The organism is Nesterenkonia lutea (assembly GCF_014873955.1).
Taxonomy (GTDB): domain Bacteria; phylum Actinomycetota; class Actinomycetes; order Actinomycetales; family Micrococcaceae; genus Nesterenkonia; species Nesterenkonia lutea.
In genome coordinates this window covers 339326-363477 of sequence record NZ_JADBED010000001.1, presented here as the reverse complement: position 1 = coordinate 363477, position 24152 = coordinate 339326, and the positions used below count along the sequence as shown (strand labels likewise).

Here is a 24152-nt window from a genome sequence, read left to right as displayed (position 1 = left end):
GCCAACAGCGGAGTCAGCTCATGCGCAGCAGGATCTTGCCGGTGTGAGTGCCGGAGTCGAAATACTCATGTGCCTCAGCGGCCTGGTCCAGCGGGAAGGTCCTGTCCGTCTGGATCCTGATCTTCCCGGAGTCGAGCAGCGGCCACACCTCGGCGGCCACACCTCGGACGATCTCCGCCTTGGCCTCGGCACCGCGGGAGCGCAGCGTGGTGGCGATGATCCGCAGCCGCTTGCCCAGCATCAGGCCCAGGTCGACCTCCCCCTTGCGTCCGCCCTGCAGACCGATGACCACCATCCGCCCGTCCAGCGCCAGCGAGGCGAGGTTCGTCTGCAGATACTTCGCCCCGACGACGTCGAGGATCACGTCCACCCCGCGGCCCTCGGTGATCTCCTGGACGCGCTCTCCGAGGTCCTCCTCGTTGTAGTTGATCACGTGGTCCGCGCCGAGTTCGACGGCGAGTCGCGCCTTCTCCGCGGAACCGACGGTGGTCAGCACTTCAACACCCAGGCAGCGAAGATGCTGCAGCGCGAAGGAGCCGATGCCCCCGGTGCCGCCATGGATCAGGACCGTGTCTCCGGGCTGGACCTGAGCTTCCCCGCGCAGGTTGGAGTGCACGGTCGCCGCCACCTCGATCAGTCCTGCGGCGTCAGTGAGGCTGACGCCGGCAGGCACCGGCAGCACATGGCGGGCATCGACGACCACCTTCTCGGCGTATCCGCCTCCCGCCAGGAGCGCGACGACCTCTTTGCCGATGAGCTCCTCCACCCCCAGATCGCTGCCCTCGCCTGCGGCCACCACGCGGCCGGAGACCTCGAGCCCCGGAATCTCAGAGACCCCCTCGGGCGGGGCGTACATGCCCCGGCGCTGCATCACATCGGCACGGTTCAGCGCGGCGGCGGCGACCTCGATCAGCACTTCGCCTGCCTGCGGCACCGGATCCGGCACCTCGGTGACCATGATGACCTCAGGTCCGCCTGCGCCGTCGTAGTGCACTGCTCGCATGCTCAGCTCCTCAACTCGATCCGTACTGGGGACTCACGTATAGTCTGTGACTGGAGTTTTCCACGAAACACCGGGGACCTCCATGCCGACTGAAAAGTCGGGGAGCGCTGTCCGAGCGGCCGAAGGAGCTGGTCTTGAAAACCAGTGTGCGGCAACCCCGCACCGTGGGTTCGAATCCCACGCGCTCCGCTCAGCATTGAGAGACGTGCACGCGTCTCGATCCCGAAGACGCCCGCACCGAGCACGCGGACACCGGTGGAGAATCGGAGGTGCGCATGCGCAAGGCATCGGCGGGGCCGGGGCTGTTGACCGTGCTGCTGGGCGCGGTGGGCGTGGGTCCGCTGCTGCTCTACGGGCTCAGCGCCACCAGCGAAGAGATCATCAGCGACCTCGGCATCAACGAAGCCCAGTTCGGACTCCTGGCCACCACCTGCTTCGCCTGCGCCGCGCTGGGCAACGCCACTCTGGGGCGTCTGGCCGACCGACATTCCGATCTGGGCCTGATGACCGTCATCTTCCTGATGGCGACGTTCGCGCTGGGCCTGGCCGGCGTGCCGGGCGGGTATCTGGTGCTGCTGATCGCCGTCGGAGTCTCCGGCTTTGCACAGTCCTTCCCCAACGGCGTCACCAACCGGATCCTGCTGGAACGGGTCCCTGCACAGAAGCGCATCGGCTGGGTGGGCATCAAGCAGTCCGGGGTCCAGGTCAGTCAGCTGGTGGCCAGCCTGACCTTCCCGCTGCTCGCGCTGCTGATCGGTTGGCGCGGCACCGCAGCGCTGGCCATGCTGATCCCGCTGACGCTTCTGGTGCTGACCTGGCGGACCCTGCGATCCGTGCCGCTGCTCCAGCAGACGCGCACGACTCCGAAGGACAGCGGTTCATCCCCGGTGGAGGGCGTCAAACAGCTGCGGCCCCGCCATTCCGCCGCAGTCTGGGCACTGGCCGCCTTCGGCTGTCTCAACGGCATCGGCGTCCAGGCCACGAATGTCTACCTGCCTCTGTTCGCGGTCCGGGAGCTCGACTTCTCCCTGGTCCTCGGAGGAGCCACCGCCGCCGTCGCCGGAGTCGTCGGGGTGACCGCCCGCATCGGCTGGGCGCGCGTCATGGCGCGGGGCACCTCGGGACCTGTGCTGCTCTTCGCGCTGGCGCTGACCTCCCTGGGCGGCGTCTGCGCCTTCCTCGGCGCGCAGGCCACTGACTGGGCCCCGCTGCTCTGGACCGCAGTGGTGCTGCACGGTTCCTCAGCGCTGGGCGTCTCGGTGGTGCTGATGAGCGTGCTGCTGCGCAGCATCCCGTCAGCCTCCATGGCCTCCTCCAGCGGCGTGGTCACCGCCGGGATGTTCACCGGCTTCGCGATCGGTCCGCTGGGGATGGGGATCATCGTGAGCTCCCCGGGCGGCTTCACGATGGGATGGATCACGGTGGGAATCATCTACCTGCTGTGCCTCCTGCTGGCCGCGGTGCTCATCCGCAGACGCCGCTAGAGTGGGCCACACCCCTACTTGAAGGAGGTGTTCGATGACTGGCCACACTCCCCCGCAGGACGGCCAGGCGGCCGCCCGCGCGCACTGGACTGGATCGAAGAGGGCAGGGCCGGCCGCGGCTTCACCGACACCGGCAGGCACCGGGCCCAGCAGCTCGCCGAAGGTGCGTCGGTGCCGTTGGAGGACATCCACAAGATCCGCCAGTACTTCGCCCGCCATGTCGTGGACCGGGACACCGAGGGCTTCTTCCACGGACAGGATGGATACCCGACTCCCGGACGGGTGGCCTGGGACGCCTGGGGCGGAGATCCAGGGCGGACCTGGGCGAACCGAGAGAAGTTCGACGACGCCGAGTGAGCGGCCCCGTGAAGAAGCCTCTGTGAAGAACCCGCTGTGAAGAAAACTCTGTGAAGAAACCGCGACCACGAAAGACGGGCACCATCATGGCATTCAGCAAGGGTGATGAAGTCTCCTGGAACACGCCCCAGGGCACGACCCACGGAACTGTGAAGAGCCGCCACACCGAGGACCTGGAGTTCGCAGGACAGACCTTCCGGGCCTCCTCCGATGATCCGGTCTACCTCGTCGAGTCCGAGAAGTCCGGGGCCGAGGCTGTCCACCATGAGAAGGCGCTCTCCAAGCGCTGACCCCTGTTCAGATTCAGCTGGGGTCAGCGGAGGGCAGCTGGTCCTCGGCGCGCGATGGTGCGCGGACGAAGAACGCTCCGATCACAGCCGCCAGTGACACGATCGCGGCGGTCATGAACGCTGACTGGGCACCGGCTGCCTGGGCTGTGATCTCCCCGAGCGCGCCGGACTCGTCGGCCGCCACCGATGACATCGTGGTGATCAGCACGGCCACACCGGCAGCCCCCGCGACCTGTTGGAGGGTGTTCAGCACTGCGGACCCGTGCGAGTAGAGACTCGGTCGCAGGGAGCTCAGCGATGCCGAGAACAAGGGAGTGAACGACATGGCCAGTCCGACGGACATCGCCACCTGGATCGCCGCGAGCACCACCACGGAGGTGTCCTGCCCCACTGCGCTGTAGGACCAGAGTCCAGCTGAGACGAGAACGGTTCCGGGGATGAGCAGCGGTCGCGGACCACGGGAGTCGTAGATCGCTCCGACGACGGGCCCCAGGATCCCCATGACGATGGATCCGGGCAGGATGATCAGTCCGGCCTGGGTCGCGGACAGACCGACGACGTTCTGCAGATACAGCGGGAGCAGCGTCAGACTTCCGAACATCGACAGTGCCAGGATCGACATCACCGCGACCGACATCGTGAAGTTCAGTGAGCGGAAGACCCGGAGATCCAGCAGGGCCTGTTCCTGGCGCTGAAGCCGCAGCTGTCGCCACACGAACAGGGCGAGAGAGATCCCGGCGCCCACGAGCAGGAGCGAGGCGCCCGCAGAGGAGATCGTCGACTCTCCTGAATGGGCGCTGCCGAACTGACTGAGCGCGAACACGACGCCGCCGAATCCAAGCGCCGACAGGACGATCGAGGCGACATCGATGCGGCGGTGCTCCGACTCTCCCAGGTTCAGCATCCACTTCGCGCCGATCAGCAGCGCGATCAGGGCGATCGGGAGAATCAGACCGAACAGCCACCGCCAGCTCAGTGAATCCAGGATGACTCCGGAGACTGTCGGGCCGATGGCGGGTGCCAGTGCCATCACGATGCCGGCGCGGCCCATGATCCGTCCGCGGGAATGCTCCGGGACCACGTTCATGACCGTGGTCATCAGCAGCGGCATCATGATCGCCGTTCCCGAAGCCTGGATGATCCGGCCCAGCAGCAGCACGGCGAACCCCGGTGCCACCAGGCAGATCAGCGTGCCCGCGGTGAACAGGGACATCGCGGTCAAGAAGACTCCGCGCGTGGTGAACCGTTGGATCACCAGACCGGTCACCGGGATGACGACGGCCATGGTGAGCATGAAGGCACTTGTCAGCCACTGCCCCAGCGAAGGCGCGATGCCGAGCTCGACATTCAGATGCGGAATCGCGATGCCCATGGTCGTCTCGTTGAGGATCGCGACGAACGCCGAGATCAGCAGCAGCCAGATGACTCGCGTGCCGCGGGGATCGAGCGCTTGCGACCGAGCTTCGGCCTCTGTGCTGATGGACACTGTTGAACTCCTTGGATGAAAACCCTGGTGAAGAGACTGTTGAGGCCTGGAATCACCTCTCGGAGAGACACTATATGACTTTTGTGGCAGGCTCTGCCACAACCGACAGTTAGACTGGACACATGGACGAGTCGATCGGCATCAGGGAACGCGCGCGGGGAGCACTACGAGTGGAACTCGCCGACGTGGCGCTGCGTCAGTTCGAGGACCGCGGCTATGACGAGACCACCGTCGACGACATCGCCACCGCCGCCGGGATCTCACCACGGACCTTCTACCGATACTTCGGCACCAAGGAAGATGTGCTCTTCAGTGATCTGCCCCCCAGCAGCATCGACCTGCCCGAGCTGCTCAGCGAGCACCTCGCCCGTCTGGCTCCCTGGGAGGCGCTGCATCAGACTCTGCGGAACGTCCCGGAGAGCGTCCGCGCTCAGCGGGGTCGCTGGTCACGGCAGCTCCGCGTGGTCAACACCAGCGACACCTTGCGCGCAGGGCACCTGGAGCAGCACCTGAACCTGGCACAGTCACTGATTCCCGTCCTCTCCCCGCGGCTCGGCGGACCGGCGGCCCTGGACGACCTGCGTGCCCGCGTCCTCGTCCACGCCGCCCTGACGTGCTTCGACACCGCGTTCTCCCACTGGGCCGAACACGAGGGTGATATCGAGATCCTGGAAGCCGTGGACGCCGCGTTCAGCACATTTTCAAGCGCCGACCCCGCACAGTCCTGAACCCGGGGTGGATGAAGGCGTCGGCACTCGGGCCTCCGCCACGAAGGCACCGAGGAGGACCCGGCCCGGTGACCTGGAGACGCTCTGCGTGCTCGCTGGTCAGCTCGTCTGCTGGAGCTTCTCGGCGAGCTCCACCAGGTCTGCGGCCTCGATGTCTGGGGCCGCGAAGTACGAGGGGTAGGCGCTGCCTCTGCGGTTGATCCATGCGGTCCGCAGGCCGGCAGAGTGTGCGCCCTGGATGTCCCAGGGGTGCACGGCGACGAGCATCAGCTGCTCGACGGGGCGATCAAGAGTCTGCGCGGCATAGTCATAGGCCTCGCGCGCGGGTTTCCAGAGCAGCGCGTCCTCGACGCTGAGCAGCTGCGAGAACTGGTCCCTGACACCTGCCCGGCTGAGCAGAGAATCGGCGACACTGGGCGCTCCGTTGCTCAGAGTCACCAGCTGTGCGAGCCGGCCGAGGCCCCGGATCCCGGGGGCGGCGTCGCCGTGCATCTCCAGTTTCTTGAAGACGCCGAGGATCCTCTCCACCTGCCGGTCCGGGTCAGGGTGGCTGGAATGTTCGGCGATGAGTCGGCGCAGGCCATCGGCGGCGAGGTCCGCGAAGGCGGGGTTCTTCCCGGTGGAGGTCAGGGCGAAGCCGTCGCGCAGGAGTTCGGCGAACCAGGCCCGGGCGAGGACCGGGGGCAGCCCCTCCCGTTCGAAGGACCCTCCCATCGCACCCATATCGGAGAGGGTCTCATTCACGTCGAAGATGATGACAGCTGGCGTGGTCCTCATCGATTCATTCCTCGCTTCTGTTCGCTTGTCTGTGGCTGTGGGGCTCATCTCCTGCGCTGGGTTCAGGACTGACAGGAGGGGCAGAAGTAGATCACTCGATCGGCGACTGCCGCTCTGCGCAGCTCGGCCTCGCCCAGCTCGCCGCGGCTCAGTCTCGTTCCGCAGCGCATGCAAGGTCTGCTGCCACGTCCGTAGACCCAGTAGGGAGGGCCGGCGGCGGGGTCTCCGGTGGTGCAGCGTCGGCTGCGCAGGCGATTGACCTGGAGGAGCTTCTCGGAGAGCCGGATGACCCGGGCCAGGTCAGGCACGTCGGCGACCGGGCGGCTGGGGAGGACCCCGGCGAGGAAGCAGATCTCGCTGCGGAAGACATTGCCCACGCCGGCGAGGTTTCGCTGATCCAGCAGCGCGACTCCGATGCTGCGCCGGGGTGAGGCGAGCAGCCGGCGTGCGGCCTCGTCGGCGTCCCAGTCGGGCCCCAGAGGATCTGGTCCCAGATGGGCGAGCTTCTCCCGCTCCTCCGCCGGAGTCAGGACATGCAGCTCCCCCAGGGAGAATCCGACCGCCTCGTGCTGCGCTGTGCGCAGCACGCAGCGCGCGGTATGGGCCGGGCGTCTCCACTGCACCCTTCCGCCGTGGCTGTCTCGGGCGTAGACGTGCCAGGTGCCTTCCATCTTCAGATGTGACTGCACTGTCACGTCGCCGAACTCGATGAGCAGATGCTTGCCGCGGGCGATGACACGCTCGACGGCGCGCCCGGAGAGGTCCACGGTGGCGTAGGCGGGCACCCGGAAATCGCTGGTGAGCAGCTCCCGTCCCGCGAGAGCGCCGTGCAGCACGGCAGCCTGCCGGAACACCGTGTCTCCCTCTGGCATGTCAGCCCTCTGTCACGGAGTCTGCCGCAAGCCGGCTCAGGTCTGGTTCTTGAAGACCACGAGGAACTTGCGGGCTTCCTCCGTGGTCAGGGGGGAGTGCGCGGAGAGCAGCTCGGCCGCATCATCCACCAGGTCGTCGCGCAGCAGGGCGTAGAGCTGATCGTGGACCCAGGGCTCCAGGTCGTCATGGGAGAGGGTGATCTTCTCCTCACCGCGCTGGACCTCGAGGTGGAAGCCCGCCATCTCTTCTTCCTCGGTGCCCCAGTCCTCGGGGATGGTCAGCTCATCCTCGGGATCGAAGCCGGATTCCGCCATCAGCCGGCGGGCCCGCTCGTCCACGTCCTGGGGGGTCTCTTCGGGGGCCCGGGGCTCGCCTCCGGGGATGTCTGGAATCTGCTGGGAGTTCTCGCCGATGATCTCCCCGGTCTGCGGGTCCGCTTCGCCGATGGGCCGGGACGAATCATCCTCAGAGCTGTCCGCGTCCTCGCGCACACCGTCGATCGCGTCTTCGACCAGCTCGCCGTCGAGGACGTCATCCTCGCGGCCGGAGCGGTCCTCGGTGTCGAGGGGGCTGGAGACTGCCGAGCCGCCGTCGTCGTTGAGCGAGTCCTCGGCCCTGAGCTCGGAGGGTGACTGCTGCGGATACGCATGCAGGGCTTGGACCGCGATGATGCAGTCCTTGATCGGCGCCCCGGTGGACTGCTTGAACACAGCGAGCGCCCGGCGGCCGTCTTCGGCACCGATGGCGCGGTACACCTCGCGGTGCTGTTCATCAGTCAGCGCGAGCGCCGCCTTGCGTGCGTTCTCGGCGGTGACAGAGCCCTTGATGCCATCGTTGAGCTTCTGGGCCTGCCGCTGCATCAGCATCCGGATACCCAGGAACAACATGACACCTATTGCCAGTACTACCAGTATCTCCACAACGCCAGTCTACGTCTGTTCACCTGTGCGCGGGCTAGATGAATGCCGCTCACGTACGATGAGCCCCGTGACCATTGATCTTTCTGCCTCATTCAAGGCTTATGACGTCCGCGGGCTCGTGGACGAGACCATCACCGAAGAGTCGGTGCGCGCCGTCGGCGCCGCCTTCGTGGACATCCTCGGCCTGGCGGGACAGACCGTGCTCGTGGGCGGAGACATGCGCGCCTCCTCGGGAGACTTCGCCGCCGCCTTCACGCAGGGCGCCACCTCTCGTGGCGCCGACGTGACCCAGCTCGGCCTGATCTCCACGGACATGCTCTATTTCGCCTCCGGCACGCTGGACGCCCCCGGCGTCGTCTTCACCGCCAGCCACAACCCGGCCGAGTACAACGGCATGAAGATGTCCAAGGCCGGTGCCGTGCCGCTCTCCGCGGAGACCGGGCTGGAAGACATCCGCGACGCCGCGCAGGCGTACCTCGAGGCCGAAGAGATCCCAGCGGTGGAAGCACCCGGTTCGGTGGAGACGGTCAACATCCTCGCCCGGTACGCGGAGTACCTCCGCTCCCTGGTGGACCTCTCCGGGATCCGCCCGCTCAAGGTCGTGGTCGACGCCGCGAACGGCATGTCCGGGCTCACCACCGGTGCAGTGCTCGGCGATGACCTCCTCGCACCGCTGCCACTGGAGATCACCCCGCTGTTCTTCGAGCTCGACGGCACCTTTCCCAATCACCCCGCCAACCCCCTGGAGTCGGAGAACCTGCGCGACCTGCAGGCCGCCGTGCGCGAGACCGGGGCGGACATCGGTCTGGCCTTCGACGGCGACGCCGACCGCTGCTTCGTGATCGACGAGCTGGGTCAGCCCGTCTCCCCCTCCGCGGTGACCGCGCTGGTGGCCCGCCGCGAGATCACCCGCGCCCAGGCCGAAGGTGAGGACACCCCGGTGGTGATCCACAACCTGATCACCTCCCGCGCGGTCCCGGAGCTGGTGGAGCAGGCCGGTGGACGCCCGGTGGAGACCCGCGTGGGACATTCCTACATCAAGGCCGTGATGGCGCAGGAGCAGGCCATCTTCGGCGGGGAGCACTCCGCGCACTACTATTTCCGCGAGTTCTTCAACGCCGACACCGGGATGCTCGCCGCCATGCATGTGCTGGCCTCGCTGGGCAACCAGGACGAGCCGCTGAGCCAGCTCGCCGCCGAGTTCAACCCCTATTTCGCCTCCGGTGAGATCAACTCTGAGGTCCAGGACAAGGCCGCGGCCGCGACACGGGTGGAGACCAGCTTCGCCGAGCGCGACGTGGAGATCTCCCATATGGACGGGCTGACCGTCCGCGCCAGCGATGGCACCTGGTGGTTCAACCTGCGGCCCTCCAACACCGAGCCGTTCCTGCGCTTCAACGGCGAGGCCCACAGCCAGGAGCAGATGGAATCCGTCCGCGACGAGGTCCTCGGACTGGTCCGACAGAGCTGAACCGGTGGGCTGAACCCGCCGAGCTCAACCGGTGGGCTGAATCGGCGGTCTGAGGCGGCGGACGCGTCAGCCTCAGCTGCGGGTCGAACGCTTGAGCAGCCAGAGCAGGTAGGGCGGGCCGAGCACCGCGACCACGAGCCCCGCCGGAAGCTGATCCGGAGCGATCACGGTCCGGCCGAAGGTGTCCGAGACCGAGACCAGCACTGCGCCCAGCAGCGCCGCCACCGGCAGGAACCATCTGTGCTCTCTGCTCACGAGCATGCGTGCCATATGCGGGGCGGCGAGCCCGACGAAGCTGATCACCCCGACTCCGACGACGGCGACCGCCGAGAGCAGCACTCCGATGATCAGCGCCGTCGCGCGCACCCGAGCCAGCCGGACTCCGAGGATGCGCGGGGTCAGCTCATCGATGCTGATCAGGTCCAGCTCGCGGCGCAGGAAGATCAGCACGGGCACTGACAGCACCAGCATCAGCAGGATCGGGGTCAGGTCGCTCCAGGTGGTGCCGAAGGTGGAGCCGCCGAGGAACGAGATGGCCATGGCCTGGTTATAGGGGTTCGTCGAGGAGATGAGCAGCTGGGTGATCGCCTGAGCTGCAGTCATGACGCCGATGCCGACCAGCACCACCTTCTCCGGGGAGCTTCCGCGCGAACCGGCCAGCAGAAACACCACGAGCCCGGCGATGATCGCCCCGACCATGGCGCCGGCGGACATGGTCCAGGCGGAAGTGCTGAAGAGGATCAGCGCCACCACAGCGCCGGCGCCTCCTGCGGCTGCCACACCCAGGATGCCGGGGTCCGCCAGCGGGTTGCGGGTCACGGTCTGCACCAGCGCACCCGCGATCGCCAGCACGGCCCCGGCCAGCACGGCGGCGGCCACGCGAGGCGCACGGAAGTCCAGGGTGATCTCGATGGCGCGCGCAGCCTCTCCGGAGATCCAGAGCTGGACGTCGCCGATCTTCAGCCACCAGTCCCCCAGCAGCATCCCCGCGCCGGCGAGGATCATCAGCAGCACGGCCGCGGCGAGGGTGAACATGACCCGTCGACTGAGCGTGACCCCATGTGGCAGCGGCATCGCTGAGATCTCCTGGTTGCCGCCGGCGCTGCGCATCCGCAGGGCCAGGGCCACCAGGAACACGGCGCCGACCAGCGAGGTGACCACACCGGTGGGTATCGCCACCGCTAGGTTCGGACCGGCCACGGCGAAGACCAGGGCACGCACGGCCACGTCGGCGCCGATCACGATGAGCGCCCCGACCAGGGCCGAGGCTCCCAGTGCCCAGGCGAAGCGACCCAGCCGGCTCACCCTGGACGCGGCCAGCCGGACGATCGCGGGGGCGCACAGGCCCACGAAGCCCAGCGGGCCGACCATTGTCACCGAGGCGGCGGACAGCGCCACGGCGCAGACCAGCAGCGCTCCACGCAGGAACGCCACGTTCACTCCCATGGACTGGGCGGTGTCGGTGCCCAGCGCGAGCACATCAGTGCTGCGCGAGAGCAGCACCAGTCCGATGGCTGCGGCGAGAACGACCGGCAGCAGGGGCAGCAGCCCGGAGAGACCCGCGAGGTTCAGCGTGCCAGCACCCCAGAGGAAGAGCCCCTGGGTGGACTGGGCATAGAGCATGAGCAGCGCGGCGGTGACCGAGGCCAGTCCCATGGCCACCACAGTGCCGGCGAGCACGAGCCGGATCGGCGCATGCTCGGAGAACCCTGCGAGCAGCAGCACGACGCCGGCCGCCGTGCCTCCGCCGAGAAAGGCCAGTGCGGCGGAGCTCAGCAGCGGCATCGAGACGCCGAAGGCCGCCGCCGCAGTGAGCGCGAGATGCGCCCCTGCGTTGACGGCCAGCGTGTCCGGTGAGGCGAGCGGGTTGCGGGTCATCGCCTGCAGCGCGCATCCGGCCACGCCCAGCGCCGCTCCCACCACGAGCCCTCCCACGAGCCGCGGAAGCCGCGAATCCAGTGCGAGGGCCCGGAGCTGAGAGGCGGCGGCGCCGTCGTCGGAGCTGAAGAGTGCCGCCAGCAGGTCCAGCGGCGATGCCGCCGAGGTGCCCTGGGTCAGGTGCACCAGGGAGAGCGCCAGCAGCAGCGCTGCGCCGAGGACCAGGGCTGCGGTCGCGGCTGCGCGTGCCCTGCCCGGCGCGTCCCGGACCGCTGCCGCGGCGGGGGTCGTGCCGGCGACAGTCTCCAGCGGCGTCACTACTGGCCGGCAGTCTCGACTGCGGTGTCGGCGAGATAGTCGATCCACTGACCCGCCGAGGCGGGCCCGCCGTAGATCCAGATCTCCTCCACCGGGTGAGTGGCCTCATTCTCGACGAAGCCCAGGGAGGTCCAGGCCGAGTTGTCCTCGAGCTCGGCGAAGGGATCCTCGGGTTCGGTCTCCGCGGTCCACCAGTACAGGATCGTGTCCTCCTCCAGCGCGGTCAGCCCTTCGATGTCAGACTGGCTGATCGCGAAGGCCTCGTCACCCTCGTCCTCCCAGGCCGAGGTCAGACCGATCTCCTCACCGAGGGTCTGGGCCAGAGCTCCGGGGCCGTGCATGCGGAAGGTGGCGGTGTTGCCCTCGACGGTCGGGTAGACCAGAACGAAGGGGGTGCCGCCCACACCTGCGGCTTCGATGGTCGCGGCGCCGGCGTCGCGGGTCTCTTCGAACTCGGTCCAGACCTCATCGGCACGATCCTCCGCGCCGAGCAGCTCCGCGGTCACGCGGAAATTGTCCTCCATGTTGCCCAGCGGATCCGAGGCGTCGGCACCGGGCTGCAGCACCACGGGGGCGATCTCCTCGAGATCCTCCAGCAGGCCCTCGGGGACGGAGACGTCCACACCCAGGATCAGGTCGGGGTCCGCCTGGCCGATGGCCTCGAGGCTGGGCTCGGTGCGCAGCCCCACGTCGGTGGTGCCCTCCTCGACCGGCGCGGCCGAGTTCCACATCTCATACCCCTCGAGGTCAGCGACGCCGACCTGATTGCCGCCGAGGATCTCGACGTTCTCCGTCTGCGCCCATTCCAGGGTGACCACGCGCTCCGCGGGGGCATCCAGGGTGATCTCCTCCCCGCGATAGTCCGTGACGGTGACCGGTCCCGAATCGGCGGAGGCCGACTCGTCCTCGGTCTCTCCGACGTCGGTGGTGCCGCATGCGGTCAGTGCCATCAGGACGACGACGGCGGCCGCCGTTGTCCTGCCGAGGCGTGGAGAGAGGTTCATAGTGGGCATGGTTCCTTTCGGTGAGGCTGTGAAGGGGTCTTCACAGACCGGGTTCTCGGAGGACTCGGAGGCTCAGGCGGAGAGCAGTGCCGGTTCTGTGAGCTGCCCCGCGGCTCCGCGGCGTCCGGCACGCTGGGCACGCACGGCCAGTCCGCCGAACGGCAGCTCGGTCACCTGGATGTCCACGCCGAAGGTGCCGCTCAGCCGTTCTGCGGTCATCACCTCGGCGGGCGTGCCGGTGGCGGTGATCCGGCCCTCTGCGACCAGGATGACCCGGTCGGCGATGTCGGCTGCCTGCTCCAGGTCATGGAGCACCACACCGATGGTCAGGCCATGGGTGTCAGCGAGGTCCCGGATGAGATCGAGCAGGCTCATCTGGTGCTTGAGGTCCAGGAAGGTGGTGGGCTCGTCCAGCAGCAGGACGTCGGTCTCCTGAGCCAGGCAGGTGGCCAGCCAGACGCGCTGGAGCTGGCCTCCGGAGAGTTCGGTCACCGGACGGTGCGCGAGCTCTTCCAGTCCGGTCAGCTCGATCGCGCGCTGCACGGCACGGCGAGAGGCGTCGTCGGTGCGGCTGAAGCGCCGGCGGTGCGGATGTCGACCGAGCTCCACGACCTCGGTCACGGTGAGGCCTCCCGGGGTGGGCCGCTGCTGGGCCAGGATGGTCAGCCGTCTGGCGAAGGCACGCGGCGAGAGCGCCGCGCTGTCGGAGCCGTCCAGCGTGACCTGGCCTCGGGTCTGGGCGAGACGGCAGATGCCGCGCAGCAGCGTGGACTTGCCGCTGCCGTTGGGACCGATGAGCGCGGTGACTCCGCCTGGCAGCAGTTCGATATCGGCATCGATGACCACCGGGGCCGCTCCATAGGAGACCGAGATCGACTCTGTTCGCAGCGTGGCGGGAGTGTGATTGATTTGCACACCTGAATGTTAGCAAATTATGGGGAAGGTTACCCTAACCAGGGTCAGCGCCGCCGTCCCTTGCTGCGTTCGTTGGACTGCAGCCGCTTGGTCAGCGGCCGCATCAGGACGTCCCCCAGCACGATTCCCGCAGCGATCGCCATGATGATGATCAGCGCGTCGAAGATCCCATACAGGCCTGCTGAGCGAGAGGCCACGGATTCGCTGATCGCTATCTGGTACATCCCGCGGAAGACGATCAGTCCGGGAAGCATGAACATCATCGCCGGCACCGCCACCACGAGCTGGGGCGCGCGCAGCCGCAGTGCCACCACCCTCGCCAGGGCCCCGACCACCGTCGCGCCCACGATCGGGGTGAACCATCCCCCGAAGCCCATGAACTCGGCCCCGTAGACCCCTGCGAAGCCGAGCGCAGCGACTCCTCCCGTGGGCAGCAGAAGCCGGTAGGGAGCCTGCTGCACGACAGCGGCCGTGATGGCCGTGAGGAAGACGAGCAGAGTGAGGACACCGGGGTGATAGATCCGCAGGATCTCGCGGGTCACATCGACCTCGGGGGCGCCGGCCCGCCCGGTGAGCACCACCCCGAGCATGATCCCGGCGGTCAATCCTGAGAAGGCCACCAGAGAGGAGACCAGACGGCCCGCCGCGGTGATGGGGAAGGCATTGATCGCATCCTGGATGGCAGAGACGATCCGCACGCTGGGGAGCAGGATCATCAGTCCCCCCGCGACCACCATGGAGGTGGTGATCGGCGCTCCCATGGTGAGCGCACAGAGCGCCACAGCTGTCGCCAGGAACCCTCCGGCCGCGAGGGTGAAGATCTCCGGCACGCGCCAGATGGCCAGCTGGCGCGTGACCGCGAGCACGAGCAGAGTCGCCAGGAATCCCAGCGAGGCGTCCAGCAGCGGCGCCCCGGTGTAGCTGGCGAAGAGCCCCGCGAACAGGGCGCCGGCCATGGCGACGACCCACCGCGGATAGGGCTTGGGGTCCCGAGTGATGTCCTGCAGGGTCTCCTCCGCCTCCGCGCGGGTGATCCTCCCGAAGGCGATGTCGGTCACGAGGGTGTGCACCTCGGAGAGCGCCCGAAAGTTCGCCGACCAGGAGCGCACCACCCGCACTCGTGAGTACGGGATCTTTCCCGGGGGCGACCAGTTGAGGATGATCGACTGGTTGGTGATGTCGACGTCTGTGTTCTTCATCCCGAAGGCAGAGGTGACGGCGATGGTGGAGGTCTCCACCTCCAGAGCGCCGGCCCCGTAGCGGAACAGGGCCTCACCGATGTCGAGGACCAGGTTGATCGTGACCAGCTCGTCGGCCTCACCCGGCTCCTGGGCCTGATGGGGGTTCTCGAACGGTGTTCCGGAGAGCCAGTCCAGCGTAGACATCTGGCCGGTGGCCTGAGAGACGGGGCGGGTGAACTTCTCTGCGATGAACCGCGCCGGGAAGGAGATCCGCCGTCCAGGCTGTCCCGGACGCGTGCCCTGCGATGTGCCGTTGAACACACCATCAGCCTCGATCGGAAAGCCGTCCATACCCTCGTGGGCAGCTTGGGAGTCGGGCCACTGTTCGGTCCCATGCAGTGCGTCGGAGGGGAAATACGTCGATGTCGGAAAGGTCGGAGGTGCGCTCGAATCCTCGAAGCGATAGGGCTCCGGCGCATGGAACGACGTCGGCTCATTCGTCTCGGGCAGGTCGTGATGAGTCTCTTCAGCGGCCGAGTGATTCCAGGAATCGATGACGTGCCGGGTCAGGTGCTGCGCGAAGCTCCCCGTCTCTTCCGGCTCCTCGGCGGGGTGCACGACCGGCAGCAGCACGGCCTCGTGGTCGCTGGGATCGATGCGTGGATCGATGGCGGCAGACGCGCTCTCGGCCTGGATCGGATCATGGGGCTGCATGGGGCCTCCGCTGCGTGAAGAATCTGGGAAGAACCGGCGGAAGCCTGAAAACAGCCCGCGCGGTGAGTGTGCAGTAGCGACCCTGACGGGAGGATGACAGCACTGACGCCGCAAGCCCCGGCTGTTGAACCCTGATGCGTTGAACCCTGGTGTACCCGGCAAGTCTGTCACGGCGTGTTCCCTCGACGAAAGAGGACCATGCACGGGTCCTCGGCGCAACAGGTCGTCGGCGGTGATCGTCATTCAGTATGCTTGACCCGATGTTCTGGCGATCGCCTGCGCATACGTCGCGACAGGCCACTGGCTGCTCGCTGAGCCAAGGACATGTGAAACCGATGAGTCTGTCAGCCAAGAAGCACGCCATGAGCCCGACCGGCCGCGAGCGCCCGAGCGGGGTCTTCCTCGTCTCGACCGTCTCGCTGCTCGGGTTCGTGCTGTGGGCGGCGCTGGCGCCGGAGCACCTGACCACAGTGATGACGGCGGCCTCGAACTGGACCTCACAGCACATCGGATGGTCATACCTGGTCGTCACCACGGGCTGCATCGGACTCATGCTCTACATGGGCTTCAGCCGGTTCGGGAAGATCCGACTGGGTGAGGACCACGACCGCCCCGAGTTCAGCAACTGGTCCTGGATCGCCATGATCTGCGGCACCGTGATGGGGATCGGGCTGATCAGCTATGGCGCCGCGGAACCGATGACCCACTTCATGGTTCCGCCGCATGGGCTCGCCGGGGCGGAGACCATGGACGCGGCCGTGACGGCCATGCAGTTCTCCTACTTCAACTGGGGGCCCAATGCCTGGGCGCTCTTCGGCGTCTTCGGCCTGGCCATCGCCTACTCCACGCACCGCCGCCACAACACCGGGCTCATCTCCCCCATGCTGCGCCCGGTGCTGGGCCGGAGCATGGACGGCTGGGCTGGTCAGCTCATCGACATCTTCACCATCATCGCCACCCTCTTCGGCACGACCACCTCGCTGGGACTGGGCGCGGCGCAGATCGCCGAAGGGGTCAACAGCCTGACCGGGATCCCGTCCGATCTCTTCGTCCAGGTCGTCATCATCGGCGCCATCACCGTGATCTTCACGCTCTCCGCCATGTCGGGGGTCAGCAGAGGGATCAAGTGGATCAGCAAGGCGACGATGCTCGCCGCTGCCGGGCTGGGCCTCTACGTCCTGGTGATCGGCCCGACCAGCTTCATCTCGAACCTGTACTTCCGCTCCATGGGACAGTTCATCGCAGAGTTCCCGATGGTCGCGCTGCTCACCCCCGGCACGCCCGAGGACCTGCAGTGGATGCAGTGGTGGACCTACTTCATGATGGCCTGGTGGCTGAGCTGGGGCGCCTTCGTCGGGATCTTCCTCGCGAAGATCTCCAAGGGCAGGAGCATCCGGGAGTTCGTGGTGGCCGTGCTCGGCGTGCCCACCCTGGTCTTCAGCCTCTGGTTCACCATCTTCGGCGGCAGCGCCATCAACTCCGACATGTTCCGCGGCACGAACATCGGCGAGGCGACGCTGGAGGACACCAACGTGACCTTCTTCGCGCTGCTGGGAGAGCTGCCGCTCACCGCGATCACCTCCGTGCTCACCGTGGTCATGGTGGTCCTGTTCTTCGTCTCCAGCGCCGACTCCAACACCTTCGTGCTGAGCGTGCTCTCCTCACGCGGCTCGATGAATCCCACTCGACCCATGCTGGGCATCTGGGGCCTGCTCACCGGGCTCTGCGCCATCGTCCTGCTCCTCGCAGGAGGACTGCAGGCGCTGCAGCAGACCGCGCTGCTCTCTGCGGTCCCCTTCACGATCATCGTCGTGCTGCTGGGAGTATCTCTGGTCAAGGAGATCCGCAGAGACCCGCGCTTCCGCGACACTCGACCGGTCACACGCACTGAGCAGGAAGCGAAGATCGGCTCCTAGACCCCGCTCACCGGGCGAGGCGGCAGAGGGTCCGTTCCAGACCATTGCTCAGGATGAGAGCCGTCGTCTCAGCTCCTCCTGCTCCGCCGCGATCGACGTCGGCAGCGAGTCCCCGAACTGGGCGAACCACTCATCGATGCCCTCGAGTTCGGTGGCCCATTCCTGCCGGTCGACTCTGATCGAGTCTTCGAGCGCCTCGGGGGTGATCTCCAGTCCGGAGAGGTCCAGGGCGTCCATGGTCGGCGTGAAGCCGATGGGCGTCTCCACGGCCTCACCCTCCCCGTCCAGACGCTCTGTGACCCATTTCAGCACCCGGGAGTTCTCGGCGAAGCCAGGCCAGGAGATCTTGCCGTCCCGACCCTTGCGGAACCAGTTGACCAGGAAGATCTCGGGCAGCTTCGACTGATCTGCCCGACCGGAGACCTCCACCCAGTGCTTGAGGTAATCTCCGGCGTCGTACCCGATGAACGGCAGCATGGCCATCGGGTCCCGACGGACCGTGCCCACCGCGCCTTCGGCCGCCGCCGTGGTCTCGGAGGAGAGCGTGGCTCCGAAGAAGATGCCGTGGTTCCAGTCGCGGGCCTGGGTGACCAGCGGAACCGTGGTCTTGCGCCGACCGCCGAAGAGGATGGCGTCCAACCTGACCCCGTCGGGCTCGAAGTATTCCTCGGCGAGCATGTCCGTCTGATCGATCGGGGTGCAGAAGCGCGCATTGGGATGGGCCGCCGGCTCATCGGAGTCCGGAGTCCAGTCCTGGCCTCGCCAGTCCGTCAGGTGCGCCGGTGGCTCCTCGGTCATGCCTTCCCACCACACGCCGCCGTCATCGGTGAGCGCGCAGTTGGTGAAGACCGAGCTGCCCTTGGCGATGGCGCGCATGGCGTTGGCGTTGGTGTGCCAGCCCGTGCCGGGGGCGACGCCGAAGTAGCCGGACTCCGGGTTGACCACACGCAGCTCACCGTCGTGACCCGGCCGGATCCAGGTGATGTCGTCGCCCAGGGTCTCGGCCTTCCACCCTTCAAGCGTGGGGTCGATGAGCGCGAGATTCGTCTTGCCGCAGGCCGAGGGGAACGCACCGGCGATGAAGTAGCTGCGGTTCGCTGGACTGGTCAGCTTCAGGATGAGCATGTGCTCCGCCAGCCACCCCTCATCCCGCGCCATCACCGACGCGATGCGCAGGGCGTAGCACTTCTTCCCCAGCAGGGCGTTTCCCCCGTAGCCGGAGCCGAAGGACCAGATCTCGCGGGTCTCCGGGTAGTGCACGATGTACTTCTCGCCATTGCACGGCCAGGGGACGTCCTGCTCCCCGGGCTCCAGCGGCGCTCCCACGGAGTGGACCGCCGGCACGAAGAAGGCATTCAGCTCTTCGATCTTGCGCAGCACATCGGTGCCGATCCGGGCCATGATGCGCATGCTGGTCACCACGTAGGCGGAATCGGTGATCTCCACGCCGAACTTGGGATCCTCGGCGTCCAGGTGGCCCATCACGAAGGGGATCACGTACATGGTTCGCCCGCGCATGGCACCGGCGAAGACCCCCTGGAGCTTCTCACGCATCTCGGCGGGGTCGACCCAGTTGTTGGTGAACCCGGCGTCACGCTCGTTCTCAGAGCAGATGAAGGTGCGTGACTCCACGCGGGCCACGTCTGCGGGGTCAGAGAACGCGGCGAAGGAGTTCGGAAAGTCGGGACTGGTGAGCCGGGTCAGAGTGCCGGTCTCGACCAGCTCGTCAGTCAGGGTGCGGTGCTCCGCTTCGGAGCCTTCCACCCAGTGAACCCGTGCGGGCTGGGTGAGGGCTGCGATCTCCTCCACGAAGTTCAGCAGCGGGGTGTGTGTGGTGGGTGCATCAGCCGTGAACGCAGGAGCAGTGGTCCTGTGGTCTGTGGAGCTGTTCTCACCGGGCGCCGTTGCAACGGTGTTGACCATTGTTTCCCTCCATTGGGTACAGGTTCGTCCTGACCCCCTCCTGGTTGGCGCGACCAGGACCCAAGGACTGGAGCACCTGAGGTGTTCCGGGTGCACACAACACTGTGCGCACTCATCCCTGCGTCCCCGTCAGCACCGATGGGGACCAGCTGTAGTCCACTGTAGCGTTCCCGGATGACAGCCTTGTAAATGACGACGACGCCGAAGCGGCCGGTTCTCGACGGCTGTGATGATTTGTAGGGCCCCGGGTGGTCCGTGTATAGTCTTCTAGGTCGCGTTAGCCGCGCGGTGAAGATAGAAAAATTGAAGATGCGCCTATAGCTCAGCTGGATAGAGCGTCGGTCTACGGAACCGAAGGTCGGGGGTTCGAATCCCTTTGGGCGCACCAGTGTGATGTCTCAGTACATCGGAAAGGCCCTGAACCCTCGGTTCGGGGCCTTTTTTCATGCCCACCTCCTGTTGGTGCGATACCTGTCGGCCATCGCCGCGACGATCCTTCGGCGTGGAGGGCAGCGCCGACCGGTGCCCAGCGATCCGGGTGCTGTCCCCTCCCACGACTTCCACAGGATGCCTGCTGAAGCTGTGTGAGAGCGACGAAACCTGTTGCATACACAGGCAAACACAGATAAAGTTTGCCTAAACCCACTCGAAAGTGGTCTGGATCACTGACGACGGAGCGCACTATGACACTGCTCGCCCCCGAGCGCCACGAGCGCATCCTCGACCGATTGCGCCGCAGCGGCACAGTCACGGTCCAAGAGATCGCCCAGGACCTGAAGGTCACGAGAGAGACGGTTCGCCGCGATCTCGATCAGCTGGAGACGGCGGGTTCGCTGCAGCGGGTGCACGGCGGGGCCGTCGTCAGCTCGAGTCCCTCCCGCAGAGAGACCTCGCTGAGGCAGCGGCAGAGTGAGCACTCCCGGCAGAAGCAGGCCATCGCGCTCGAGGCGCTGCGCTACGTGCCCTCCTCCCCCGATGCCTCGCTGCTCCTCGACGCCGGCACCACCACCGAGGCGCTCGCCGAGCTGCTCGCCGCCGAGTTCATCGACGAGCAGCACACGCGATTCCTCACCACCAGCTCCGTGCCCATTGCGCAGAAGCTCGCCGAGCTGGCCGCCCTGGACGTCGAGGTGCTCGGCGGAAAGGTCCGCGGGATCACCGGGGCCGTGGTCGGCGCCCAGGCGGTGGCCACACTGGCCCGCCGACAGGCCGATGTCGCGTTCATCGGCACCAATGGGGTGGACGCGAGCTTCGGCCTCTCCACACCGGACACCGCTGAAGCCGCCGTGAAGTCCGGGCTGGTCCACGCCGCCCGTCAGGTCGTGCTGCTTGCTGATTCAAGCAAGCTCGGCCTGCGCACGCTTGTACAGTTCGCCACCCTAGAGGAGATCGATGTGCTGATCACCGATGCCGAGCCACACGCGGAGCTCGCTCACGCGCTGCACGAGGCGGATGTCCGAGTCGTCGTGGCGGTCACCCAGTGATCGTCACCTTCACTCCCAATCCGAGCCTGGACAAGACACTGGTGCTCGATGCTCCGCTGCGTCCCGGAGCGGTGCAGCGGGCCGTGGGCCACTCCGCAGAGCCCGGCGGCAAGGGCGTGAACATCTCCCGCGCGCTGACCGCCGCAGGAACACCCTCTCTGGCGGTGCTTCCCGGCGATGCCCGGGACCCGGTGCTGCTCGCGCTGCAGGAGCTCGATGTGCCAGCACGCGCGCTGCCCATCGGGGCGCCCCTGCGAACCAACACCGCCATCACCGACCACGCAGGCGTGACCACGAAGATCAACGAGCCCGGTCCCGAGTTCGACGCCGCGCTCACCGAGTCCCTGCTTCGGCTGCTCCTGGAGGCCTCAGAGGGCGCGGCCTGGGTGGCGCTGGCCGGATCGCTGCCGCCGGGAGTCCCCGTGGACTTCTACGCTCAGGCGATCACCGCACTTCGGGAGACGTTCGGCGAGCACGCTCCGCGGATCGCGCTGGACACCTCGGGGGCACCGCTGGCAGCCGCACTGAAGGCGGCGCCGGACCTGATCAAGCCCAACGCCGAGGAGCTGCTCGAGCTGCATGCCGCCGTGGCGGGCCCGGCCGCCTCCCCTGCCTCCGCGCCCGCCTCCACGCTGGACGGGGAGGTCAATGGTCCAAGCATCGATGAGCAGGCACAGGCAGAGACGCTGGAAACCGACCCGCTGCGGGCGGCGCATCTCGCCCTGGAGCTGCAGGGCCACGGGGCTCGCGCCTGCCTCGTCACCCTGGGTGCTCACGGAGCAGTGCTCATTCCACACAGCGCACCGGAGGCCTCCCACCGACCGGCCGAGGCGCTGCGGGCGTGGGGGCCTCCGATCATTCCCCGCTCCACGGTGGGTGCCGGCGATGCCTCGCTGGCAGGATTCCTGGCCTCCGCGCAGGCCGGGAGCTCCCCGACCGAGTCCCTGAAGCAGGCCATGGCCATGGGACGCGCCGCCGCCGAGCTGTCCGGTTCCACCATGCCGACACCTGACCAGCTGATCACTGAAAACCTCAGCACCGAACAGCTCATCCTCGTCCCAAGCACAACCACTACAGCGAATGTGGAGACATCATGAACACCATCATCACGCCGGAGCTGGTGAGCCTCGACAAGCTCACCGTCGGCACCAAGCGCGAGGTCATCGATGCCCTCGCCGCCCAGATCGGCTCTGCTGGTCGCAGCGCCGATTTCCAGGCGCTCGCGGCCGATGTCTGGGCCCGCGAAGAGACCTCCGAAACCGGCATGCCCGGTGGGATCGCCATCCCACACTGCCGCACCGGGGCAGTCACCGAGGCCACACTGGCCTTCGCCCGCCTCGCCGAGCCCGTGGACTTCGGCTCCTCCGACGGATCTGCGGATCTGGTCTTCATGATCGCCGCCCCCGACGGCGCCGACCAGGCCCACCTGAAGATCCTCTCCGCCCTGGCGACCTCGCTGATCAACGAGGAGTTCCTCGCCGAGCTGCGCGGGGCACAGACCGAGCAGCACGTGGTCGACCTCGTCGCCGAGGCGGTGCAGCCCGCGCCGGTCACGGCCGCCGCCGGCGGCCGCAGCTCCGGTGCCGCCGGCCCGTCATCCGGCGCCGACACCGCCGCATCGACCTCCGACGCCGGTGAGGGCAGCACCCCGGTGGGGCGGCTCGTCGCCGTCACCGCCTGCCCGACCGGCATCGCGCACACCTATATGGCAGCCGATTCGCTGAAGAAGGCCGCGCAGGAAGCCGGTGTGGACATCCAGGTGGAGACCCAGGGATCTTCCGGCGCGACTCCCCTGGGCGCCGACATCATCGCTGCGGCGGACGCCGTGATCTTCGCCACCGATGTGGATGTGCGTGACCGCCACCGCTTCGCCGGAAAGCCGGTCATCGCTTCACGCGTCAAGCGCGGCATCGATGAGCCTCGCGAGATGATCGCAGAGGCGCTCGCCGCGGCCAAGGACCCGAAGGCCGCCGTCGTCCCCTCCGGTGGTGCCGAGGACGGCGATGGCAGCACAGCAGCCGATGGGGAACACGAAGGCTTCGGTCGAAAGACGCAGCGGGTCCTGATGACCGGGGTCAGCTACATGATCCCCTTCGTCGCCGCGGGCGGCCTGCTCATGGCGCTGGGCTTTCTGCTCGGCGGCTACAACATCACCGAGGTCGCTGAAGATGTGGCTCTCGGAAACACCCTGTGGAACCTGCCCACCGCAGACCAGCTGCCGGAGGAGTTCCTCGGCCTCGGCGCTCTGGGCGGTTACCTCGGCGCGGTGTTCTTCACCCTGGGCAGCACGGCCATGGGCTTCCTGGTCCCCGCGCTGGCCGGCTACATCGCCTTCGGCATGGCCGATCGCCCGGGCATCGCCCCCGGCTTCACGGCCGGCGCGATCGCGCTGACCATGGGTGCCGGATTCATCGGGGGCATCGTCGGCGGCGTCCTCGCCGGCGCCGTCGCACTGTGGTTCCGCCGGCTCAGCGTCCCGCGCTGGTTGGCGGGTCTGATGCCGGTGGTGATCATTCCGCTGGTGGCCACCCTGGTCGCCGGCGGCCTGATGCTGCTCGTCCTCGGCGGACCGATCGCTGGGCTGACCTCAGCCCTGGAGACCTGGCTCAACGGGATGACCGGGTCTGCGGCCATCCTCCTGGGCATCATCCTGGGCCTGATGATGTGCTTCGACCTCGGCGGACCCCTGAACAAGGTGGCGTACTCCTTCGCCGTGGCCGGCCTCTCGGCAGCTGTGGCTGATGGAAACACCGGGCCGCTGATGATCATGGCCACTGTCATGGCCGCCGGCATGGTGCCGCCGCTGGGCATGGCCTTTGCCACGTTCATCGACTCCCGGCTGTTCAGCGCCGCGGAGCGCGAGAACGGCAAGACCGCCGTGCTGCTCGGCGCCGCGTTCATCTCCGAGGGTGCCATCCCATTCGCGGCGGCCGATCCGCTGCGCGTGCTGCCAGCCTCCATGCTCGGCGGTGCGGTGACCGGTGCGATGACGATGGCCTTCGGCATCACGTCCTACGCGCCCCACGGCGGCATCTTCGTGCCGTTCGCCATCGACAACTTCTGGCTGTTCCTGGTCGCTGTGCTGGTCGGTGCCGTGGTCACCGCGCTCTCGGTGATCGCACTGAAGCGCTGGGCACGCAAGGGTGTAGCCTCTCCTGCATGATTGAGCGGACTGCGGTGATCGCCGCGGCGGCCGGGCTTCACGCCCGGCCTGCCGCGGCGTTCGCGTATGCGGCCGCGGCACAGCCGGTCCTCGTGGAGATCGCCCGAACGGCTGCGCCGGAGCGTTCGGTGCAGGCCGACAGCCTGCTGGGCGTGATGAGTCTGAACGCGAGCCACGGCGAGACAGTGGTGCTGCGCGCTGGCGGAGCGCAGGCTGAGAACGCGCTGGAGGAGCTGGTGCGTCTGCTGGAGTCAGGGAGCTGATCCA

Annotated in this window: 20 protein-coding genes and 2 tRNA genes; 12 read left to right on the top strand and 10 right to left on the bottom strand. The window is 67.4% G+C overall.

Annotation, left to right across the window (positions count from 1 at the left end; all coding sequences use genetic code 11):
* Positions 1-13: 13 nt before the first annotated feature.
* On the bottom strand, positions 14-1003 hold the full coding sequence (locus tag H4W27_RS01725) for an NAD(P)H-quinone oxidoreductase (protein WP_192594396.1): 990 nt from the start codon (positions 1001-1003) through the stop codon (positions 14-16).
* A gap of 101 nt (positions 1004-1104) precedes the next feature.
* Here H4W27_RS01725 and H4W27_RS01720 point away from each other — a divergent pair.
* The 4 genes from H4W27_RS01720 (at position 1105) to H4W27_RS01705 (ending at position 3134) form a co-directional block, all read left to right on the top strand.
* Positions 1105-1192, top strand: a tRNA-Ser gene (locus tag H4W27_RS01720).
* 86 nt (positions 1193-1278) lie between these two features.
* A complete protein-coding gene (locus H4W27_RS01715; protein ID WP_192594395.1) occupies positions 1279-2487 on the top strand; it encodes an MFS transporter in 1209 nt (402 codons plus the stop codon).
* Positions 2488-2514: 27 nt separating this feature from the next.
* Positions 2515-2844, top strand: a complete 330-nt coding sequence (locus tag H4W27_RS01710; protein WP_225938965.1) for a hypothetical protein — start codon at positions 2515-2517, stop codon at positions 2842-2844.
* 86 nt (positions 2845-2930) lie between these two features.
* Positions 2931-3134, top strand: coding sequence for a hypervirulence associated TUDOR domain-containing protein (locus H4W27_RS01705; protein WP_192594394.1), 204 nt, complete (start codon positions 2931-2933; stop codon positions 3132-3134).
* A 13-nt stretch (positions 3135-3147) separates the two neighbouring features.
* Here the strand turns inward: H4W27_RS01705 and H4W27_RS01700 are convergent, their stop codons facing one another.
* On the bottom strand, positions 3148-4620 hold the full coding sequence (locus tag H4W27_RS01700; protein WP_192594393.1) for an MDR family MFS transporter: 1473 nt from the start codon (positions 4618-4620) through the stop codon (positions 3148-3150).
* A 122-nt stretch (positions 4621-4742) separates the two neighbouring features.
* Here H4W27_RS01700 and H4W27_RS01695 point away from each other — a divergent pair, with 122 nt between their 5' ends.
* On the top strand, positions 4743-5348 hold the full coding sequence (locus H4W27_RS01695) for a TetR family transcriptional regulator (RefSeq protein ID WP_192594392.1): 606 nt from the start codon (positions 4743-4745) through the stop codon (positions 5346-5348).
* A 99-nt stretch (positions 5349-5447) separates the two neighbouring features.
* Here H4W27_RS01695 and H4W27_RS01690 read toward each other — a convergent pair whose 3' ends face one another.
* The 3 genes from H4W27_RS01690 to H4W27_RS01680 all read right to left on the bottom strand — a co-directional run bounded on the left by H4W27_RS01690 (position 5448) and on the right by H4W27_RS01680 (position 7885).
* Positions 5448-6125: a haloacid dehalogenase type II gene (locus H4W27_RS01690; protein ID WP_192594391.1), complete on the bottom strand. Its 678-nt coding sequence runs from the start codon at positions 6123-6125 to the stop codon at positions 5448-5450.
* A 62-nt stretch (positions 6126-6187) separates the two neighbouring features.
* Positions 6188-6997: an Fpg/Nei family DNA glycosylase gene (locus tag H4W27_RS01685; protein WP_192594390.1), complete on the bottom strand. Its 810-nt coding sequence runs from the start codon at positions 6995-6997 to the stop codon at positions 6188-6190.
* 36 nt (positions 6998-7033) lie between these two features.
* Positions 7034-7885 carry a hypothetical protein gene (locus H4W27_RS01680; RefSeq protein WP_192594389.1) on the bottom strand — a complete coding sequence of 284 codons (852 nt, stop codon included), beginning with the start codon at positions 7883-7885 and terminating at the stop codon, positions 7034-7036.
* Between the two features lie 91 nt (positions 7886-7976).
* Between H4W27_RS01680 and H4W27_RS01675 the strand changes: the two genes are divergently transcribed.
* Positions 7977-9389, top strand: a complete 1413-nt coding sequence (locus tag H4W27_RS01675) for a phosphomannomutase/phosphoglucomutase (RefSeq protein WP_192594388.1) — start codon at positions 7977-7979, stop codon at positions 9387-9389.
* Between the two features lie 72 nt (positions 9390-9461).
* Here the strand turns inward: H4W27_RS01675 and H4W27_RS01670 are convergent, their stop codons facing one another.
* The 4 genes from H4W27_RS01670 to H4W27_RS01655 form a co-directional block, all read right to left on the bottom strand.
* Positions 9462-11585 (bottom strand): iron ABC transporter permease, encoded by a 2124-nt coding sequence (locus tag H4W27_RS01670; protein ID WP_318782074.1) that lies wholly within the window; start codon positions 11583-11585, stop codon positions 9462-9464.
* Positions 11585-12598: an ABC transporter substrate-binding protein gene (locus H4W27_RS01665; protein ID WP_192594387.1), complete on the bottom strand. Its 1014-nt coding sequence runs from the start codon at positions 12596-12598 to the stop codon at positions 11585-11587. Before H4W27_RS01665 ends, H4W27_RS01670 begins: the two co-directional genes overlap by 1 nt.
* A 63-nt stretch (positions 12599-12661) precedes the next feature.
* Entirely contained in the window at positions 12662-13504 is an 843-nt protein-coding gene (locus H4W27_RS01660) for an ABC transporter ATP-binding protein (protein ID WP_318782073.1), read from the bottom strand.
* A gap of 44 nt (positions 13505-13548) precedes the next feature.
* On the bottom strand, positions 13549-15399 hold the full coding sequence (locus H4W27_RS01655; RefSeq protein ID WP_192594386.1) for a threonine/serine exporter family protein: 1851 nt from the start codon (positions 15397-15399) through the stop codon (positions 13549-13551).
* A gap of 335 nt (positions 15400-15734) precedes the next feature.
* Between H4W27_RS01655 and H4W27_RS01650 the strand changes: the two genes are divergently transcribed.
* Entirely contained in the window at positions 15735-17315 is a 1581-nt protein-coding gene (locus H4W27_RS01650; RefSeq protein WP_225938964.1) for a BCCT family transporter, read from the top strand.
* A gap of 48 nt (positions 17316-17363) precedes the next feature.
* Here the strand turns inward: H4W27_RS01650 and H4W27_RS01645 are convergent, their stop codons facing one another.
* A complete protein-coding gene (locus H4W27_RS01645) occupies positions 17364-19238 on the bottom strand; it encodes a phosphoenolpyruvate carboxykinase (GTP) (RefSeq protein WP_192594384.1) in 1875 nt (624 codons plus the stop codon).
* Positions 19239-19549: 311 nt separating this feature from the next.
* Here H4W27_RS01645 and H4W27_RS01640 point away from each other — a divergent pair.
* The 5 genes from H4W27_RS01640 (at position 19550) to H4W27_RS01620 (ending at position 24148) form a co-directional block, all read left to right on the top strand.
* Positions 19550-19626 (top strand) — tRNA-Arg (locus H4W27_RS01640).
* Between the two features lie 295 nt (positions 19627-19921).
* Positions 19922-20722, top strand: a complete 801-nt coding sequence (locus H4W27_RS01635; RefSeq protein WP_318782072.1) for a DeoR/GlpR family DNA-binding transcription regulator — start codon at positions 19922-19924, stop codon at positions 20720-20722.
* Positions 20719-21819 (top strand): 1-phosphofructokinase family hexose kinase, encoded by a 1101-nt coding sequence (locus tag H4W27_RS01630; RefSeq protein ID WP_192594383.1) that lies wholly within the window; start codon positions 20719-20721, stop codon positions 21817-21819. Before H4W27_RS01635 ends, H4W27_RS01630 begins: the two co-directional genes overlap by 4 nt.
* Positions 21816-23885, top strand: a complete 2070-nt coding sequence (locus tag H4W27_RS01625) for a PTS fructose transporter subunit IIABC (protein ID WP_192594382.1) — start codon at positions 21816-21818, stop codon at positions 23883-23885. Before H4W27_RS01630 ends, H4W27_RS01625 begins: the two co-directional genes overlap by 4 nt.
* The gene (locus tag H4W27_RS01620) at positions 23882-24148 is read left to right on the top strand and encodes an HPr family phosphocarrier protein (protein ID WP_192594381.1); all 267 of its coding nucleotides are present in this window, start codon (positions 23882-23884) and stop codon (positions 24146-24148) included. Before H4W27_RS01625 ends, H4W27_RS01620 begins: the two co-directional genes overlap by 4 nt.
* Positions 24149-24152 lie beyond the last annotated feature (4 nt).

Bases quoted from the DNA above. Each gene is read 5' to 3' on its own strand.
- H4W27_RS01675 (WP_192594388.1), top strand. From the start codon at position 7,977: ATGAGCCCCGTGACCATTGATCTTTCTGCCTCATTCAAGGCTTATGAC.
- H4W27_RS01695 (WP_192594392.1), top strand. From the start codon at position 4,743: ATGGACGAGTCGATCGGCATCAGGGAACGCGCGCGGGGAGCACTACGA.
- H4W27_RS01690 (WP_192594391.1), bottom strand. From the start codon at position 6,125: ATGAGGACCACGCCAGCTGTCATCATCTTCGACGTGAATGAGACCCTC.
- H4W27_RS01655 (WP_192594386.1), bottom strand. From the start codon at position 15,399: ATGCAGCCCCATGATCCGATCCAGGCCGAGAGCGCGTCTGCCGCCATC.
- H4W27_RS01685 (WP_192594390.1), bottom strand. From the start codon at position 6,997: ATGCCAGAGGGAGACACGGTGTTCCGGCAGGCTGCCGTGCTGCACGGC.
- H4W27_RS01665 (WP_192594387.1), bottom strand. From the start codon at position 12,598: ATGCCCACTATGAACCTCTCTCCACGCCTCGGCAGGACAACGGCGGCC.
- H4W27_RS01715 (WP_192594395.1), top strand. From the start codon at position 1,279: ATGCGCAAGGCATCGGCGGGGCCGGGGCTGTTGACCGTGCTGCTGGGC.
- H4W27_RS01645 (WP_192594384.1), bottom strand. From the start codon at position 19,238: ATGGTCAACACCGTTGCAACGGCGCCCGGTGAGAACAGCTCCACAGAC.
- H4W27_RS01620 (WP_192594381.1), top strand. From the start codon at position 23,882: ATGATTGAGCGGACTGCGGTGATCGCCGCGGCGGCCGGGCTTCACGCC.
- H4W27_RS01680 (WP_192594389.1), bottom strand. From the start codon at position 7,885: ATGTTGTTCCTGGGTATCCGGATGCTGATGCAGCGGCAGGCCCAGAAG.
- H4W27_RS01635 (WP_318782072.1), top strand. From the start codon at position 19,922: ATGACACTGCTCGCCCCCGAGCGCCACGAGCGCATCCTCGACCGATTG.
- H4W27_RS01705 (WP_192594394.1), top strand. From the start codon at position 2,931: ATGGCATTCAGCAAGGGTGATGAAGTCTCCTGGAACACGCCCCAGGGC.
- H4W27_RS01650 (WP_225938964.1), top strand. From the start codon at position 15,735: ATGAGTCTGTCAGCCAAGAAGCACGCCATGAGCCCGACCGGCCGCGAG.
- H4W27_RS01725 (WP_192594396.1), bottom strand. From the start codon at position 1,003: ATGCGAGCAGTGCACTACGACGGCGCAGGCGGACCTGAGGTCATCATG.
- H4W27_RS01625 (WP_192594382.1), top strand. From the start codon at position 21,816: ATGAACACCATCATCACGCCGGAGCTGGTGAGCCTCGACAAGCTCACC.